This window comes from Jiella pacifica, from assembly GCF_010500815.1.
Classification (GTDB): domain Bacteria; phylum Pseudomonadota; class Alphaproteobacteria; order Rhizobiales; family Rhizobiaceae; genus Jiella; species Jiella pacifica.
Genome location: NZ_JAAAMG010000005.1, coordinates 96,292 through 109,845 on the forward strand (window position 1 = coordinate 96,292; position 13,554 = coordinate 109,845).

A 13,554-nucleotide genomic window follows, 5' to 3' on the forward strand; every position below is an offset into this window, starting at 1 on the left:
ATCATTCGGTTGAATCGACGGATGTCGCGTAACGGCCTTCGGCGTCGAACCGCAGGAGCGACGACGGGCTGCGGCGCCCCGGGGTGGACGCACGGATGTTCGCGCTTTTCACCAGGCGGCCGCCCTCGAGCCGGATCTGCTGGTCGCAGAAGGCGATGGTCGAGGTGCGATGGGCGATGATCACGATGGTCAGATCGGCGGCCAGCCGCTCCACCGCGGCCATCACCGTCGCTTCCGTCTGGGTGTCGAGCGCGCTCGTCGCCTCGTCGAGCACCAGGACGCTGGCGCCCTTGTAGAGCGCGCGGGCGATGCCGATCCGCTGGCGCTGCCCGCCCGACAGGCGGATGCCGCGCTCGCCCACCATGGTGGCGTAGCCTTCCGGCAGGCTCTCGACGTGATGGGCGATTGCCGCCTGCTGCGCCGCCTGCCGCACCCGTTCGAGGTCGATGCGTTCCGGCGCGATGCCGAAGGCGATGTTCTCGGCGATCGACGCGTCCGCCAGGAAGATCGACTGCGGCACGTGGGCGATCTGGGCGCGCCAGGCCCGTCGCGTCGCGGCATCGAGACGGCGGCCGTCGATCTCGATCGCCCCCTCTGTGGGTTCGAGGAGGCCCATCAGAAGATCGATCAGCGTGCTCTTGCCGCTGCCCGTCGGACCGACGATGCCGACGCGGGCGCCTTTCGGGATCGTGACGCCCAGACCGCGGATCGCACGCCGCTCGTCCCCCCGATAGGCGAAAGACACCCCGCGCAGGGTGATCGCGCGCTCGAAAGGCAGAGGCGACGACGGCGCCTCCATCCATTCCTCGGGCACCGCCGCCTCGGCCATGTCGAGGACGTCTTCCGCCGTCCTGCCATAGGCGGCGATGGCGCTCGAGCCGCCATAGATCTGCTGCATCAGCGGGACGAGACGCTGTGCCCCGAGCGCGAGCGCTCCCAGGACCGGCAATGTTGCAGCGATGCCGCCCGCCCCGCGGGAAAGGACCAGGGCGAGGAAGGCGATCAGGACCATGCCGCAAGCCTCGACGACGAAGCGCGGCGCCGCGGCGATCAGATTGTTGGTCGCCTGGGCATCGCGGAACTGCCGGTCGAGGTCGGCGAATTTCTCCAGGAACACCGGCTGGTTGCCATCGAGCAGGACGTCGCGGATGCCGCCGAGGCCTTCCTGCAAAGTCTGGACCCGGGCCGACTGTACGCGGGCGATGATCCGGCCGTTGGCGCGCAGCCGGCTCCGGCTGAAAAGCCACACACCCAGATAGATCAGGCCGAAACCGGCAAAGGCGGCAGCCGACGCCGCCACGTCGACGCACAACAGCGCGGCGACGATGAACAGGCCGATGAACACCGAGCTGACGCCGTGCATCAACGGCAGGAGGACGTTGAAGGTCACTTGCTGGACCTTCTGGAGCGAGGCGACGACCTCGCTGGTGTTCTGCGAGGCGTGGAAGACGTAAGGTTGATACAGCATGCGCTCGTAGAGCCGGGTGCCGAGATCGTAACCGACCAAAAAGACGTATTTGTTGGTCGCCCAGACCAGCGCCAGCCGGACGGCTGCGGCGCCGATGGCCGTGACGGCAAAGAGGCTCGTCAGAGCGAGCAGGAGGTCGTCGCGGCCATTCAGGCCGAGCCATTCCATCACGAGGGTCACGCTCGGATAGGCCATGACGCTTGCCGGATCGGCGATGACCGAGAGAAACGGCAGAACCGCCCCGAGCGTCAGCACCTCGGCGATCGCGCCGGCCAGCATCAGGACGATCACCAGCCAGAACTGACGCCTGCGACGCGGCGACAGCACCCGCCAGAGACGGCAGACGACGGAGCTCGCGGCTCGGGCGCCCGCGGCCGGCCCGGAATTCATTGGCCTATCCCCGCGCCTTGCCAGCGGGCCGGTCAACGGCTCGTCACCGCGCGCCGGACGCGCCAGGCATCCGCCAGCGCCGCGGCGAGGAAGCGAGGACCGTCGGTCAAGTCGCGGCGCCACATCTTCCGCGGCTCGGCAGCAAGCCGCCAGGCCCATTCGAAGCCGGCATCGCCGAGCCATTTCGGGGCGCGCGGCACGAGGCCTGCCTGAAACCGGAAGGCGGCGCCGACGCCGATCGCCACCGGCACCGTCAGGCGATGCTTGTTGCGGGCGATGAAACGCTCCTGCTTCGGACAACCGAGGCCCACCCACAGGATGTCGGCACCGGACGCGTTGATGGCGGCGACGTGCTCGGCCTCCTCCGCCTCGGACAAGCTGCGAAACGGCGGCGCGTAGCGCCCCGCGACCGCAGCGCCCGAAAACTCCGCCTCGACCCGTCGGCAAAGGGCATCCAGGGTTTCGTCGGTGTCGCCGTAGAAATAGCTGCGATAGCCTTCCTCGTCGGCGCGTCGCAGCAGTGCCCCCATGAGGTCGCCGCCCGGCACGCGCGCCGGCAGCGCCCGGCCTTGCAGCCGCGACAGCCACACCGGGGCGATGCCGTCCGGGCAGAACAGGTCGGCGGCATTCAACACGGCCCGGAACGCAGCGTCCTGATGGCCGACCCACAGCCCATGAAAGCCCGTCGCGACGACGCTGCGACAGCGCCCTTCGGGCTGGCGTATCCATTCTTCGATGAGGGCCACCGCCTGCGCCAGCGTCGGCCCGTGAACCCGTGCGCCGAGGATCGTCGCGGCGGGCAGCGCTGCTGCCCCGATGGTCGCTGCATGGGTCATTCCGCGGCGACCAGATAGCTGTTGCGCTCGACCTGACGAGCGATCCACGCATAGGTCCTTTCGAGCCCATCCTTCAGCGGCGCGTTCGGCGCCCAGCCGAGCCTCTCCCGGATCAGCCGGTTGTCGGAATTCCTGCCTCGCACGCCGGTCGGGCCCTCGACGTGGCGCTTTTCGACCGATTTGCCGGCGATCCCGGCGACGAGGTCGACCAGTTGATCGATCGTCACCATCTCCTCCGAGCCGATATTGACCGGCCCGGTCCAATCCGAGCGCATCAGGCGCAGGGTCGCTTCCAGGCACTCGTCGATGAAGAGGAATGACCGCGTCTGCCGGCCGTCGCCCCAGATCTCGATCGCGTCGCCGTCGAAGGCCTGCGCGACCTTGCGGCAGATGGCGGCCGGCGCCTTTTCCTTGCCGTCGTTCCAGCTGCCCTCAGGGCCGAAGATGTTGTGGTAGCGCGCGACGCGAACATCCATCCCGTAATTGCGCGCATAAGCGAGATAGAGCCGCTCACTGAACAGCTTTTCCCAGCCATATTCGCTGTCCGGCGCGGCGGGATAGGCGCTGTCCTCGGAGCATTTCGGATTGTCCGGATCGAGCTGGTTGTATTGCGGATACATGCAGGCCGAAGAGGAATAGAAGATGCGCCGGCAGTTGCGCCGATAGGCGGCGTCGAGAACGTTGAGATTGATCGTCGCGGAATTGTGCATGACGTCGGCGTCGTGCTCGCCGGTGAAGATGTAGCCGGCGCCGCCCATGTCCGCGGCCAGCTGGTAGATCTCGTCGAAATGCCGGTCGACGACGGCGTCGACGAAGCTCTGGCGGCGCAGATCGCCGATGACGAAATCATCCGCCTCCGAGCCGCTGAAGCGTGGAAACTTCAGGTCGACGCCGCGCACCCAGAAACCCTCGGCCTTGAGCCGCCGCACCAGATGGTGGCCGATGAAGCCGCCGGCGCCGCAGACGAGCGCGTATTTCATTGCCAAACTCCGTGAAGGCTTTGTCTGACGGCCCGGGCGGGCGACACTCCGCCGACCGATGGGCCGCCAGATCCGGGTTTCGTCCCATGCCGCAAGAGGTTCAAAGGTCGCGCGGCGGGCTCTGGCTGCACTTCTGGCGGCTCGGAACCGGCGGTCCGCCGTCCTCTCGCCATGGTGCAGCAATCCGACCCGGCGCCCACCTCGGTATGATCGGATAGCTACCGCACTCCCGGTCACTTGCCGCCGGAAGGGTCGCCGCATCGGCGCATCACGCCCGGGCAGGTTGCCCGATATGTCGAATTGCCGCGCGATCTGCCCAACGAATGTCGGGCTCGCCGGTCGCTCCGCATCGGTTCCGGGCCGGATCGAACCCGAATGCCGGGGGGCCTTCGTCTCAGGCGATCTTCTGCAACTCGTCGAGACCGACGGAGACCCGGGCGGTTCGCCCCAGAATTGCCAGAAGCAGCCAGGCTCTGTCCGGCCCGCCCATCGCCTCGATCTCACCGATCATGCCCATGAACGGCCCCGCAGCGAGCTTGACGCGATCGCCTTCGCGAAAGGCGGAGGCCCGCCGGAAGGAGAAGATGCTCATCTCGTCGCAGGAGTGTCTGAGCGCTGCCATGAAGGTGGGAGGAACCGGCTCCGGCGTCTCGCCGAAAGAGACCAGCTTCTTCACCCCATAGGTTCCGTTGACCCGTCGCCAGCCGGCCGCGCGTGGGTCGAACCCGGCAAAGACGTAGCCCGGAAAAAGCGGCGCCAGAACCGGCCTCGCCCGGCGCGCCCTCGTCTCGCCGCAGCGCAGCAGCGGAAGAAAGACCCCGAAGCCCTGGCGCAGCAGATGCGTCTCGGCCATTCGTTCCTTGCCGGCATGGCAATGAACGGCGAACCAGCTGCCGCCCTTGCCGTTGCCGGCAGATCCGGCCCCGTCACGAATCTCCTCGGTTTCCGCGCCAGCGAGTCCGGGTCGATCGTGCGGCAGCCCACCATTCCTCACGCCCGCCATGTCGCCCGCCCATATGCCGGAGACATCTTGGCGAGCACCCGCCGATCTTCCAGGACGCCATAGGCCTGATTGAGGACCTGCTGGCGCGGCGGCGCCTCCCCTTCGAGCAGGAAGCGGACCGTCCTCACGATGATCTTGGCGTCGATCCATAGGCTGGCGTTCTCGACATACCAGCAATCGAGCGCGCTCTTGTCGGTGACGGAAAGGCCGCGGCCGCCGTTGATCTGAGCCCACCCCGTCAGGCCGGGCCGCATGCGCAGGCGGACTTCCGGCCGCTCCGGCTGATCTGCCGGCAGCAACGGACGGGGACCGACGAACGACATGTTGCCGACCAGAATGTTGAAAAGCTGAGGCAGTTCGTCGAGCCGCAGCCGCCGGAGCGCCGCCCCGATCGGCGACAGCCTGAGTTCCAGCGGGATTTCGTTGCCCTCGACGTCGTAGGCATCGCCCATCGTCCTGAACTTGTAGACCCGGAAGGGACGGCGGTTCAGGCCGGGCCGCTCCTGCCAGAACGTCACGGGCCGACCGAGATCGACGGCGACGAGCGCAGCGAGAACGAGATACAGCGGCGCGAGAAGGACGATCATCGAAAGCGCGAGAACGAAGTCGATGCTGCGTTTGACGGCAAGATATCGCCGCCGCCCGCCGCCCGGCGCCATGACGCCGTCTGCCGAGAGAGACGGCGAGACGCCGGGACCGTCGACAGTGGGAATGGCCGAGGCTAGGGGCGCTCGGACGGCACCGAACAGACCCTCGAAATGGTCCAGCGTGATCTCCGCCTCCGCCAGCAACCTCTCACAGGCGGCGTTGAAGGCCGGCGACAGTTCCTCCCTGGGAACCGTCACGACCACGCGGCTGATCTCCACCCCGTGGTTGCGAAGCCGCCGGATCGCCGAGATCAGATTGTCCGGCCGCCCGATAACCGGCTTGCCCTTCAGCATCAGCCCCTTCACCGAGGGGTCGTCGTCGAGGATGCCGATGACCGAGACGCGCCCCGGATACAGGGCCTCGATGCACCGCAGATAGACCTCCGAGCGACGATTGAACCCGACGAGGAGAACGTATTGCCGACCGGCCGGAACTCCGTCGCGCCCGACCGGGGCCGAGGCCGGCAAATGGCGCACGCCGACCCGGGCGAAGATCAGCAACGCCAGACAGAGGCACCACTGCAGGAGCGGCACGGAGCGGGCGACGAGTTCCGATCGATTGACCGTGAACATGACGAAGAGCGTCATCAACACGACGGCCGTGACTGCAAGGACGAGGTGGACGACATCGGAGGCGGCAAAGTACCGCCATGGGCGCCGCGGGATCCCCAAGAGGGGCCAGACCAGCATGGCGCACAGCACGGCGACGCCGGCGAACATCCAGTGATACGGGGAATCCAGGACCGCCTCCACCGAAGCCCCTCGCAGCGCAACCGCAAGCAGCGAAGCCACGGACATCAGCAGCAAATCGACGACGAAGAACGCGCTACGGTACACGGCACGATCCTTGATTTCACTCTCAAAAGCGACTTTTTGTTAACATTACAAATTCCTTATTTCAAGTCGTTACTCGCGTTCTCGTTAATGCCCTAAAATATGAAACGATCACTGCAGTGAGCAATCCCATGAGAATTCTATCAATTTCGCCCAAAATGGCTGCTTTATTGAGAATCGATTTATACTGTATGCGAATCAGTCTTATTCATTGCTCAATTCGATCGCCATTCAGAACTTTTTCATTCATAGCGGAAATAAATTCTGCTCGTTTTAGCCATATATTATCAATGACGCGAAACCGTCGCTCTATTTTTGTTTTTCTAAATCGAATTCCGCGATGTTTTAACGGATCGTTTTCAAATTTTTTCTTCACTACAGGAAGATAAAAATGGTGATATACACCGTCATTCGGGTAATTTTTATTTCTGGTGTCGCAATAAGCATTGCCCCACTGGGGGCAGCACGACCAGAATATGTCTACCTCTCTGGCACGGTGCTTGCGATTGTATTCGCCTCGACCGTTGCTACCACCAGCATTTCCCGGTCTGGTGGTCGTGTCATCCGTTTGCTTCTTGTCATCGTAGCCACGACGGTCGCCTATCTCCTGCTTCAGGCCGTATGGATGGCCGGCAATCCAATGGCCAATCCGGTTTGGGGAGCCGTCGCCGAGAATCTGGGATTTTCGGGCGGCGCGGTCTCGATTGCGCCCGGCGTGACATTGCGCAGCATTCCTGGCGTGGCAGTTCCCTTTCTCGTCTTCGGAACGGCGCTGCTGCTGTCGCGGGACGACGTCGAGGGTCTGCGGACGTGGCGCGCGCTCGCGCTTCTCGGCATCACCGTCCCGCTGTTCGGGCTGCTGCGCTACCTTGCCTTCCCGAACATGCGGCTGTTCGACCAGACCTTTCTCGATCCGACCGTCGTCACCTCGGTCTTCGTCAACAGGAACAACGCGGCGACCTTCTTCGGCCTTGCCAGTCTGGCGGCACTCGGCTGGCTGTTCTGGCAAACGTCGCAGCCCGGCCGAACGCGGTCGCCGCGCACGCCTTCCCAGCCGGGTCTCGCCTTCCTTGAGCGTCACACCGGGATCTTGCTGACGACGCTCGTGCTTCTTGCCACGCTGGTCGCACTGTTTCTGACACGCTCGCGCGCCGGAATCGTGCTGTCCTTCGCCAGCCTGCTGGCGGCGCTCCTCGGCATCATCCACACATCGAGATGGCGGGACGTCGGACCAGTCGGCCGATGGACCGCCACGGGCACCGTGATCCTGGCGGCATTCGCGGTATTCAGCCTGTTTGGCGGCCAGACACTCCTGCGCGTCGAAACGAGCGGCTACGACGAGGGGCGAGCCTGTCTATATCGCGAGACCCTCGCCGCGATCGGTGACAATCCACTCTGGGGAACGGGCTTCGGGACCTTCGAGGACGTCTTTGCGATGTATCGCCTGCCCGAATGCGGCATCTACGGCATTATCGAGCAGGCACACAATTCCTATCTCGAGGCCTATCTCGGCCTCGGACTGCCCTTCGTGCCACTGTTCCTCGTCTGCCTCGTTCTGCTGCTGCGCTGCTACCTCACCGGCCTGCGGGAGCGTCGGCGACTGCGCCCGATCCCGATCGTCTGCCTTGCCGCGCTTGGCCTCGTGCTTGCCCATTCGGCCGTGGATTTTCCGATCCAGATCCACGGCATCGCGGTCTATTTCGCCGCGCTGCTCGGCTCTGGCGCAGGAATCTCGCTCGCTCGCTCTGAACGGTGAGACATGGGGCGTCGACAGGATTTCAGTCGATCCTGCGCGTGCTGTCGCGGGCGAGAAGCGTCCCCTGCATCATGATCCTCCCCCCAGCCGGCATCGCCTCGGCGGTCGCGTTGCCGTCGAGGCGATCGATCAACAAACGCGCCCCCCTCGCTCCCAGATCGAAGCGTGGCTGGGCGATGGTCGACAGGGTCGGCTCGCAGAAATCGGCGAGTTCGATACCGTCGAAGCCGATCACCGAGAGGTCGTCGGGGATATCGAGACCGGCCGCCCGGACGGTCTTGACGAAGGCGATGGCGGTCTCGTCATTGCCGCAGATCACCCCAGTCGGCCGGTCGGCGAGGCCGAGATAGGCCTTCGCGCCGGCGACGCCGCCGGTGAAGGTGTAGTTGCCGGGATACTCGATCAGCGCCTCCCGACCGAGCCCGGCCCGCTCGATCGCCGCGACGATGCCGCGGTGGCGCGTCACCTCGTTGTAGTTGCCGGGCGGTCCCGAGACGTAGAACAGGCGGCGATGGCCGAGGGCTGCGAGATGCTCGACCTGCATGGCGGCCGCCCGCTCGTCGTCGAGAAGCACGGCCGGCAGGCCTTCGACGCCGGGATCGGCGCAGATCGCCACCGCCGGCAGGCCGGCGTCGAGGATCGAGCGGCCCGCCACTTTCGGCAGGTCGCCGGAGATCGTCAGGAGGCCGGCGACATGGCCGGACGCGGCGAGTTCGATCAGCCTCAGATCGTGCTCGGCGCCTTCCATGTAGCCGGTGATCAGCACGTAGCCGGCCGCAGCCAGGGTGGAATCGATGCCGTGCAGCACCTCGGCGAAGAACGGCGGATTGGTCCGACGCGGCACGATGACGAGGACCAGCGAGGAATGGCCCGCGCGCAATTGCCGCGCCACCGAGTTCGGCGTGTAGCCGAGGGCGGCGACGGCAACCATCACCTTCTCGCGCGTTTCCGGCTTCAGTTTTTCCGGCGCCGAAAGCGCCCGCGACACCGTCGCCACCGAAACACCGGCCGCCACGGCCACATCACCGATCTTCGGTGCCCGACGGGGCTCACTCATCGTTCTTCCGCTGCTTTTCCACCAAGCCCAATCGCCGGCTTGTAATTGATCGACATTCGTCTTAGCATTGATGTAATCGATTACAGAAGCCGTAATAGGGGAGACCTTCACGGTCCGCTTTTGGGAGGAAGCAGAAAATGAAGCAACTGATCGCGACCATATTAGCAGGTTCGGCCCTCGCCTTCGCGGCGATGCCCGCGAGCGCCCAGGACAAGCCGCGGGCGGAAGTCATGCACTGGTGGACCTCGGGCGGCGAGTCCGCCGCCATCAAGACCTTCGCCGATGCCTATGAGAAGGCCGGTGGCGAATGGGTCGACACGGCGACCGCCGGCGGCGAGAACTCGCGGGCGGCGACGATCAACCGCATGGTCGGCGGCCAGCCACCGACGGCGGCCCAGTTCAACACCGGACGCCAGTTCGACGATCTCGTGTCCCAGGGCCTGATCCGGCCGATCGAGGCGCTCGCCGAGGAAGGCGGCTGGAAGAAGGCGATGCCGACCGCGCTGGTCGAAGCCGCCAGCCGCGACGGCGAGATGTATGCCCTGCCGATCAACGTCCACGGCCAGAACTGGACGTTCTATTCCAAGACCGTTCTGGAGAAATCCGGCGTCGCGGAGCTGCCCTCGACCTGGGAAGCGATGATCCCGGCCCTGCAGAAGATCAAGGAGGCCGGCTTCACGCCGCTCGCCCTCGGTGGCCAGCCCTGGCAGGAGCGCGCGCTGTTCAACGCCATCCTGCTGCAGCAGGGCGGCAAGGACCTCTACATGCGGATCTACCGCGACAAGGACGAGGAAGCCGTGCGCTCGGAGGGCTTCGCCAAGGCCGTCGAGACCTACGGCGCGCTGCGCGGCCTGGTCGATGCCGGCTCGCCCGGTCGCAGCTGGAACGACACGACCTCCCTCCTTCTCCGGGACACGGCCGCCATCCAGGTGATGGGCGACTGGGTGAAGGGCGAGTTCACCAATGCCGGCAAGACGCCGAGCGAGGACTATGGCTGCACCATCGGCCTCGACGACACCATGCTGATGGTCGGCGGCGACGTCTTCGTCTTCCCGAAGACCGAGGACGAGGCCCAGAAGAAGGCGCAGGATCTCCTCGTCGAGACGATGATCTCCAAGGACGCGCAGGCCGCGTTCAACCTCGCCAAGGGCTCGATGCCGGTGCGCAACGACGTCGACACCTCGGCCTTCGACGCCTGCGCAAAGAAGGGGCTGGAACTCCTGAAGAGCGAGGACAGCCAGGCGCCGGTCTTCGAGATCCTCGTCTCCGCCAGCCTCGCCGGCGCGGTCGACGACGTCGTCACGCAGTTCTGGAACAACCCGTCGGCACAGCCGGAGGACGTCGTCGAGGGCTTCGTCAACGCCTTCGAAGTCGAGGGCTGATCGGCAGCCGAGAACGCGCGCGGCCCGGCAGACCAAGCCGGGTCCGCTTCATCGGCCTTCCCGCGATCTGCAGCATTCGGCGTCACGTCCGCCGCCTTCGCCGCCGCTCGCGAGACAAGTTCCCGGAGAACAGACCATGACGGCGCCCCGCAAGCGTCCTTCGACGGCGAGCCTCATGCTCGTCCCGTTCTGGCTGGTGGTCCTCGTCGCCTATGTCGGGACGATGCTCTGGACGGTGCAGATCTCCTTCACCGCATCCAAGCTCCTGCCCGTCGACGTCTATGTCGGCTTCGACCAGTACCACCGGCTGTTTTCCTCGACGCGGTGGCTCGTCTCGATGCAGAACGCCGTGATCTTCGGCGTCCTGTTCATCACCGGCGCGCTCGTGCTCGGCTTTCTCCTCGCCGTCGTGCTCGATCAGAAGGTCCGCTTCGAGAACACCCTCCGGACGGTGTTCCTCTATCCCTATGCCATGTCCTTCATCGTCACCGGGCTGATCTGGCAGTGGCTGATGAACCCCGGCCTCGGCATCCAGAAGGCGGTGCGCGACTGGGGCTTCGAGAGCTTCTCCTTCGCCTGGGCGGTGGATCGGGACATGGCGCTCTACGCCCTCGTCCTCGCCGGGCTGTGGCAGGCGTCCGGCCTCGTCATGGCGCTGATGCTGGCGGGCCTGCGCGGCGTCGACGAGGAGATCTGGAAGGCGTCCCGCATCGACGGTATCCCGGCCTGGCGGGTCTATCTCTTCGTCGTCGTGCCGATGCTGCGGCCCCTGATCCTCACCGCCGTGGTGCTCCTGTCGATCAGCGTCGTCAAGGCGTTCGACCTGGTGGTGGCGCTGACCAATGGCGGCCCGGGAATATCCTCCGACATGCCGGCGAAATTCGTCATGGACAATCTCTTCACCCGGCAGAACATCGGGCTCGCCACGGCAGCCGCGACCGTCATGCTGATCACCGTCGCGGCCGTTCTGGTGCCGTGGATCTACAGCGAATATTTCCGCAAGGTGCGGGCGGGAGCGGCGACATGAGCATCGACGCCACCTCCTCCCGCGAGCCGCCGAAGGGCGCCTCCGCCCTCGCCTTCCGCTCCGGCTCGGCCGACGACCGCGCCACCCCCTCCCGCCATCGCGAACGATCCGCGACCCGCGGGCGCAAGCCGCGGCGGCTCACCATCGGGCGGATCGGGCTCTACGGCTTCGTCGCCGTCGCCGCGGCCTTCTTCCTGCTGCCGGCCGTCGTCATGGTGCTGACCTCGCTGAAGACCATGCCGGAAATCCGCGAGGGCTCGATCTTCGCGTTACCGGAGAGCTTCGATCTGACGGCATGGATAAAAGCCTGGTCGAGCGCCTGCACCGGTCTCGACTGCGAGGGCATCCGCGTCGGCTTCTGGAACTCCGTCGTCATCACCGTGCCGAGCACGATCGCCTCGATCGCCGCCGGGGCCATCCTCGGCTACGCCCTGTCCTTCTGGCGGGTGAAGGGCGCAGACGTCCTGTTCGCGATCCTCCTCCTCGGGGCCTTCCTGCCCTACCAGATCTTCCTCTATCCGATGGTCCGGGCCTTCTCGATGGTCGGGCTCTACAACACGCTGGCCTGCATCGTCATCGTCCACGTCATCTTCGGCCTGCCGATCATGACGCTGATCTTCAGGAACTTCTATGCCGGCCTGCCGGTGGAGCTGTTCAACGCGGCGCGGGTCGACGGCGGCGGCTTCTTCCGGATCTTCTGGAACGTCATGCTGCCGATGTCGACGCCGATCCTGATCGTCGCGGCGATCCTGCAGATCACCAACATCTGGAACGACTTCATCCTCGGGCTGGTCTTCGCCGGCCGGGAGAACCTGCCGATGACCGTGCAGCTCAACAACGTCGTCAACTCCACCTACGGCGAGCGGGAATACAACCTCAACATGGCGGCGACCATCCTCACCGCCGCCGTCCCCCTCCTCGTCTATTTCGTATCCGGCCGCTGGTTCGTCCGCGGCATCGCAGCGGGAGCCGTGAAGGGATGATCGCAGAGGCAACGACCCATTCGACTCCGCGCCCCGGCGCCGGCGACCACAGCGGCAAGGCCCGACCCGGCGGAGCCATGGCCGCCGGCGAGGACTCCTCGGTCTCCGTCCGCGACCTCGACATCGCCTTCGGCGCCCACAAGGTGATCGCCGGCCTCGACCTCGAGATTTCGCCGGGCGAGTTCCTGGTCCTGCTCGGGCCGTCGGGCTGCGGCAAGTCCACCCTCCTGAACGCCATCGCCGGGCTGCTCGACATTTCCGACGGCGAGATCTGGATCGACGGCAAGAACGTCACCTGGGCCGAGCCGAAGGACCGCGGCATCGGCATGGTGTTCCAGTCCTATGCGCTCTATCCGCGCATGAGCGTCGAGAAGAACCTCTCCTTCGGTCTGAGGATCGCCGGCCTGCCGAAAAGCGAGATCGAGGCCCGCGTGAAGCGCGTCGCCGATCTCCTGCAGCTGGACGGCCTGATGAGACGCCGACCCTCCGAGCTTTCCGGCGGCCAGCGCCAGCGGGTCGCGATCGGGAGGGCGCTGGTGCGGAACGTCGACGTCTTCCTGTTCGACGAGCCCCTGTCCAACCTCGATGCGAAACTGCGCAACGAGCTGCGCGTCGAGATCAAGAAGCTGCACCAGCGGCTCGGCAACACGATGATCTACGTCACCCACGATCAGGTGGAGGCGATGACCCTGGCCGACCGGATCGCCGTGATGCGTGGCGGAGTGATCCAGCAGCTGGGTGCGCCGAAGGATATCTATCGTCGGCCGGTCAACCGCTTCGTCGCCGGCTTCATCGGCTCGCCCGGCATGAACTTCTTCGACGGCGCGCTTCGGAGCGGCGCGGACGGCCCGGCGGCCGAACTGGGCGACGTGCGCGTCCCGCTGTCGCGCTACGATTTTGCCCGGCCGCCCAAGGCGGACGGCGCCGTCGTCTTCGGCATCCGGCCCGAGCACATCGGCCTCGGCGAGGTGCCGGAGGGCCACTTCGCCTGCGAAGGCACGGTCGATCTGGTCGAGGCGATGGGCGCCGACACCATCGTGTGGACCAGCCTTGCCGGCGCGCCCCTGACCATCCGCACCGACGGCGAGACCGAGATCCGCCCCGGCGAGACCATCCGCTTTTCCTTCGACCCGGCGAATGCCTGCGTGTTCGACACCGCGACCGACCTTCGCCTCTGATCGCCGACAATCC

General features: G+C 65.8%; 11 protein-coding genes. 5 read left to right on the forward strand and 6 right to left on the reverse strand.

Annotation, left to right across the window (positions count from 1 at the left end; genetic code table 11):
* Window position 1: 1 nt before the first annotated feature.
* The 5 genes from GTK09_RS08010 to GTK09_RS08030 form a co-directional block, all read right to left on the reverse strand.
* Window positions 2–1,858, reverse strand: a complete 1,857-nt coding sequence (locus GTK09_RS08010) for an ABC transporter ATP-binding protein (protein WP_246217778.1) — start codon at window positions 1,856–1,858, stop codon at window positions 2–4.
* Between the two features lie 32 nt (window positions 1,859–1,890).
* The gene (locus GTK09_RS08015; RefSeq protein ID WP_163462568.1) at window positions 1,891–2,694 is read right to left on the reverse strand and encodes a WecB/TagA/CpsF family glycosyltransferase; all 804 of its coding nucleotides are present in this window, start codon (window positions 2,692–2,694) and stop codon (window positions 1,891–1,893) included.
* Complete coding sequence (locus tag GTK09_RS08020) at window positions 2,691–3,674, reverse strand: NAD-dependent epimerase/dehydratase family protein (RefSeq protein WP_163462569.1); 984 nt, start codon at window positions 3,672–3,674, stop codon at window positions 2,691–2,693. Before GTK09_RS08020 ends, GTK09_RS08015 begins: the two co-directional genes overlap by 4 nt.
* Before the next feature lie 394 nt (window positions 3,675–4,068).
* Window positions 4,069–4,677, reverse strand: a complete 609-nt coding sequence (gene nusG, locus GTK09_RS08025) for a transcription termination/antitermination protein NusG (RefSeq protein WP_281353346.1) — start codon at window positions 4,675–4,677, stop codon at window positions 4,069–4,071.
* Entirely contained in the window at window positions 4,665–6,161 is a 1,497-nt protein-coding gene (locus GTK09_RS08030) for a sugar transferase (RefSeq protein ID WP_163462573.1), read from the reverse strand. The genes nusG and GTK09_RS08030 overlap by 13 nt, the downstream gene beginning before the upstream one ends.
* A 622-nt stretch (window positions 6,162–6,783) precedes the next feature.
* On the opposite strand from GTK09_RS08030, the gene GTK09_RS08035 reads away from it, so the two are divergent.
* The gene (locus GTK09_RS08035) at window positions 6,784–7,914 is read left to right on the forward strand and encodes an O-antigen ligase family protein (protein ID WP_163462575.1); all 1,131 of its coding nucleotides are present in this window, start codon (window positions 6,784–6,786) and stop codon (window positions 7,912–7,914) included.
* Between the two features lie 22 nt (window positions 7,915–7,936).
* Here the strand turns inward: GTK09_RS08035 and GTK09_RS08040 are convergent, their stop codons facing one another.
* Window positions 7,937–8,971, reverse strand: a complete 1,035-nt coding sequence (locus GTK09_RS08040; RefSeq protein WP_163462577.1) for a LacI family DNA-binding transcriptional regulator — start codon at window positions 8,969–8,971, stop codon at window positions 7,937–7,939.
* A 137-nt stretch (window positions 8,972–9,108) separates the two neighbouring features.
* Between GTK09_RS08040 and GTK09_RS08045 the strand changes: the two genes are divergently transcribed.
* The 4 genes from GTK09_RS08045 to GTK09_RS08060 all read left to right on the forward strand — a co-directional run bounded on the left by GTK09_RS08045 (window position 9,109) and on the right by GTK09_RS08060 (window position 13,541).
* Window positions 9,109–10,353, forward strand: coding sequence for an ABC transporter substrate-binding protein (locus GTK09_RS08045; protein ID WP_246217779.1), 1,245 nt, complete (start codon window positions 9,109–9,111; stop codon window positions 10,351–10,353).
* Window positions 10,354–10,489: 136 nt separating this feature from the next.
* Entirely contained in the window at window positions 10,490–11,380 is an 891-nt protein-coding gene (locus GTK09_RS08050) for a carbohydrate ABC transporter permease (protein ID WP_163462578.1), read from the forward strand.
* A complete protein-coding gene (locus tag GTK09_RS08055; protein ID WP_163462579.1) occupies window positions 11,377–12,363 on the forward strand; it encodes a carbohydrate ABC transporter permease in 987 nt (328 codons plus the stop codon). The genes GTK09_RS08050 and GTK09_RS08055 overlap by 4 nt, the downstream gene beginning before the upstream one ends.
* Before the next feature lie 77 nt (window positions 12,364–12,440).
* Complete coding sequence (locus tag GTK09_RS08060; RefSeq protein WP_163462794.1) at window positions 12,441–13,541, forward strand: ABC transporter ATP-binding protein; 1,101 nt, start codon at window positions 12,441–12,443, stop codon at window positions 13,539–13,541.
* Window positions 13,542–13,554 lie beyond the last annotated feature (13 nt).

Coding starts and splice junctions, on each gene's coding strand:
- GTK09_RS08045 (WP_246217779.1), top strand. CDS start 9,109: ATGAAGCAACTGATCGCGACCATATTAGCAGGTTCGGCCCTCGCCTTC.
- GTK09_RS08035 (WP_163462575.1), top strand. CDS start 6,784: ATGGCCGGCAATCCAATGGCCAATCCGGTTTGGGGAGCCGTCGCCGAG.
- GTK09_RS08015 (WP_163462568.1), bottom strand. CDS start 2,694: ATGACCCATGCAGCGACCATCGGGGCAGCAGCGCTGCCCGCCGCGACG.
- GTK09_RS08020 (WP_163462569.1), bottom strand. CDS start 3,674: ATGAAATACGCGCTCGTCTGCGGCGCCGGCGGCTTCATCGGCCACCAT.
- GTK09_RS08040 (WP_163462577.1), bottom strand. CDS start 8,971: ATGAGTGAGCCCCGTCGGGCACCGAAGATCGGTGATGTGGCCGTGGCG.
- GTK09_RS08010 (WP_246217778.1), bottom strand. CDS start 1,858: ATGAATTCCGGGCCGGCCGCGGGCGCCCGAGCCGCGAGCTCCGTCGTC.
- GTK09_RS08060 (WP_163462794.1), top strand. CDS start 12,441: ATGGCCGCCGGCGAGGACTCCTCGGTCTCCGTCCGCGACCTCGACATC.
- nusG (WP_281353346.1), bottom strand. CDS start 4,677: ATGGCGGGCGTGAGGAATGGTGGGCTGCCGCACGATCGACCCGGACTC.
- GTK09_RS08050 (WP_163462578.1), top strand. CDS start 10,490: ATGACGGCGCCCCGCAAGCGTCCTTCGACGGCGAGCCTCATGCTCGTC.
- GTK09_RS08055 (WP_163462579.1), top strand. CDS start 11,377: ATGAGCATCGACGCCACCTCCTCCCGCGAGCCGCCGAAGGGCGCCTCC.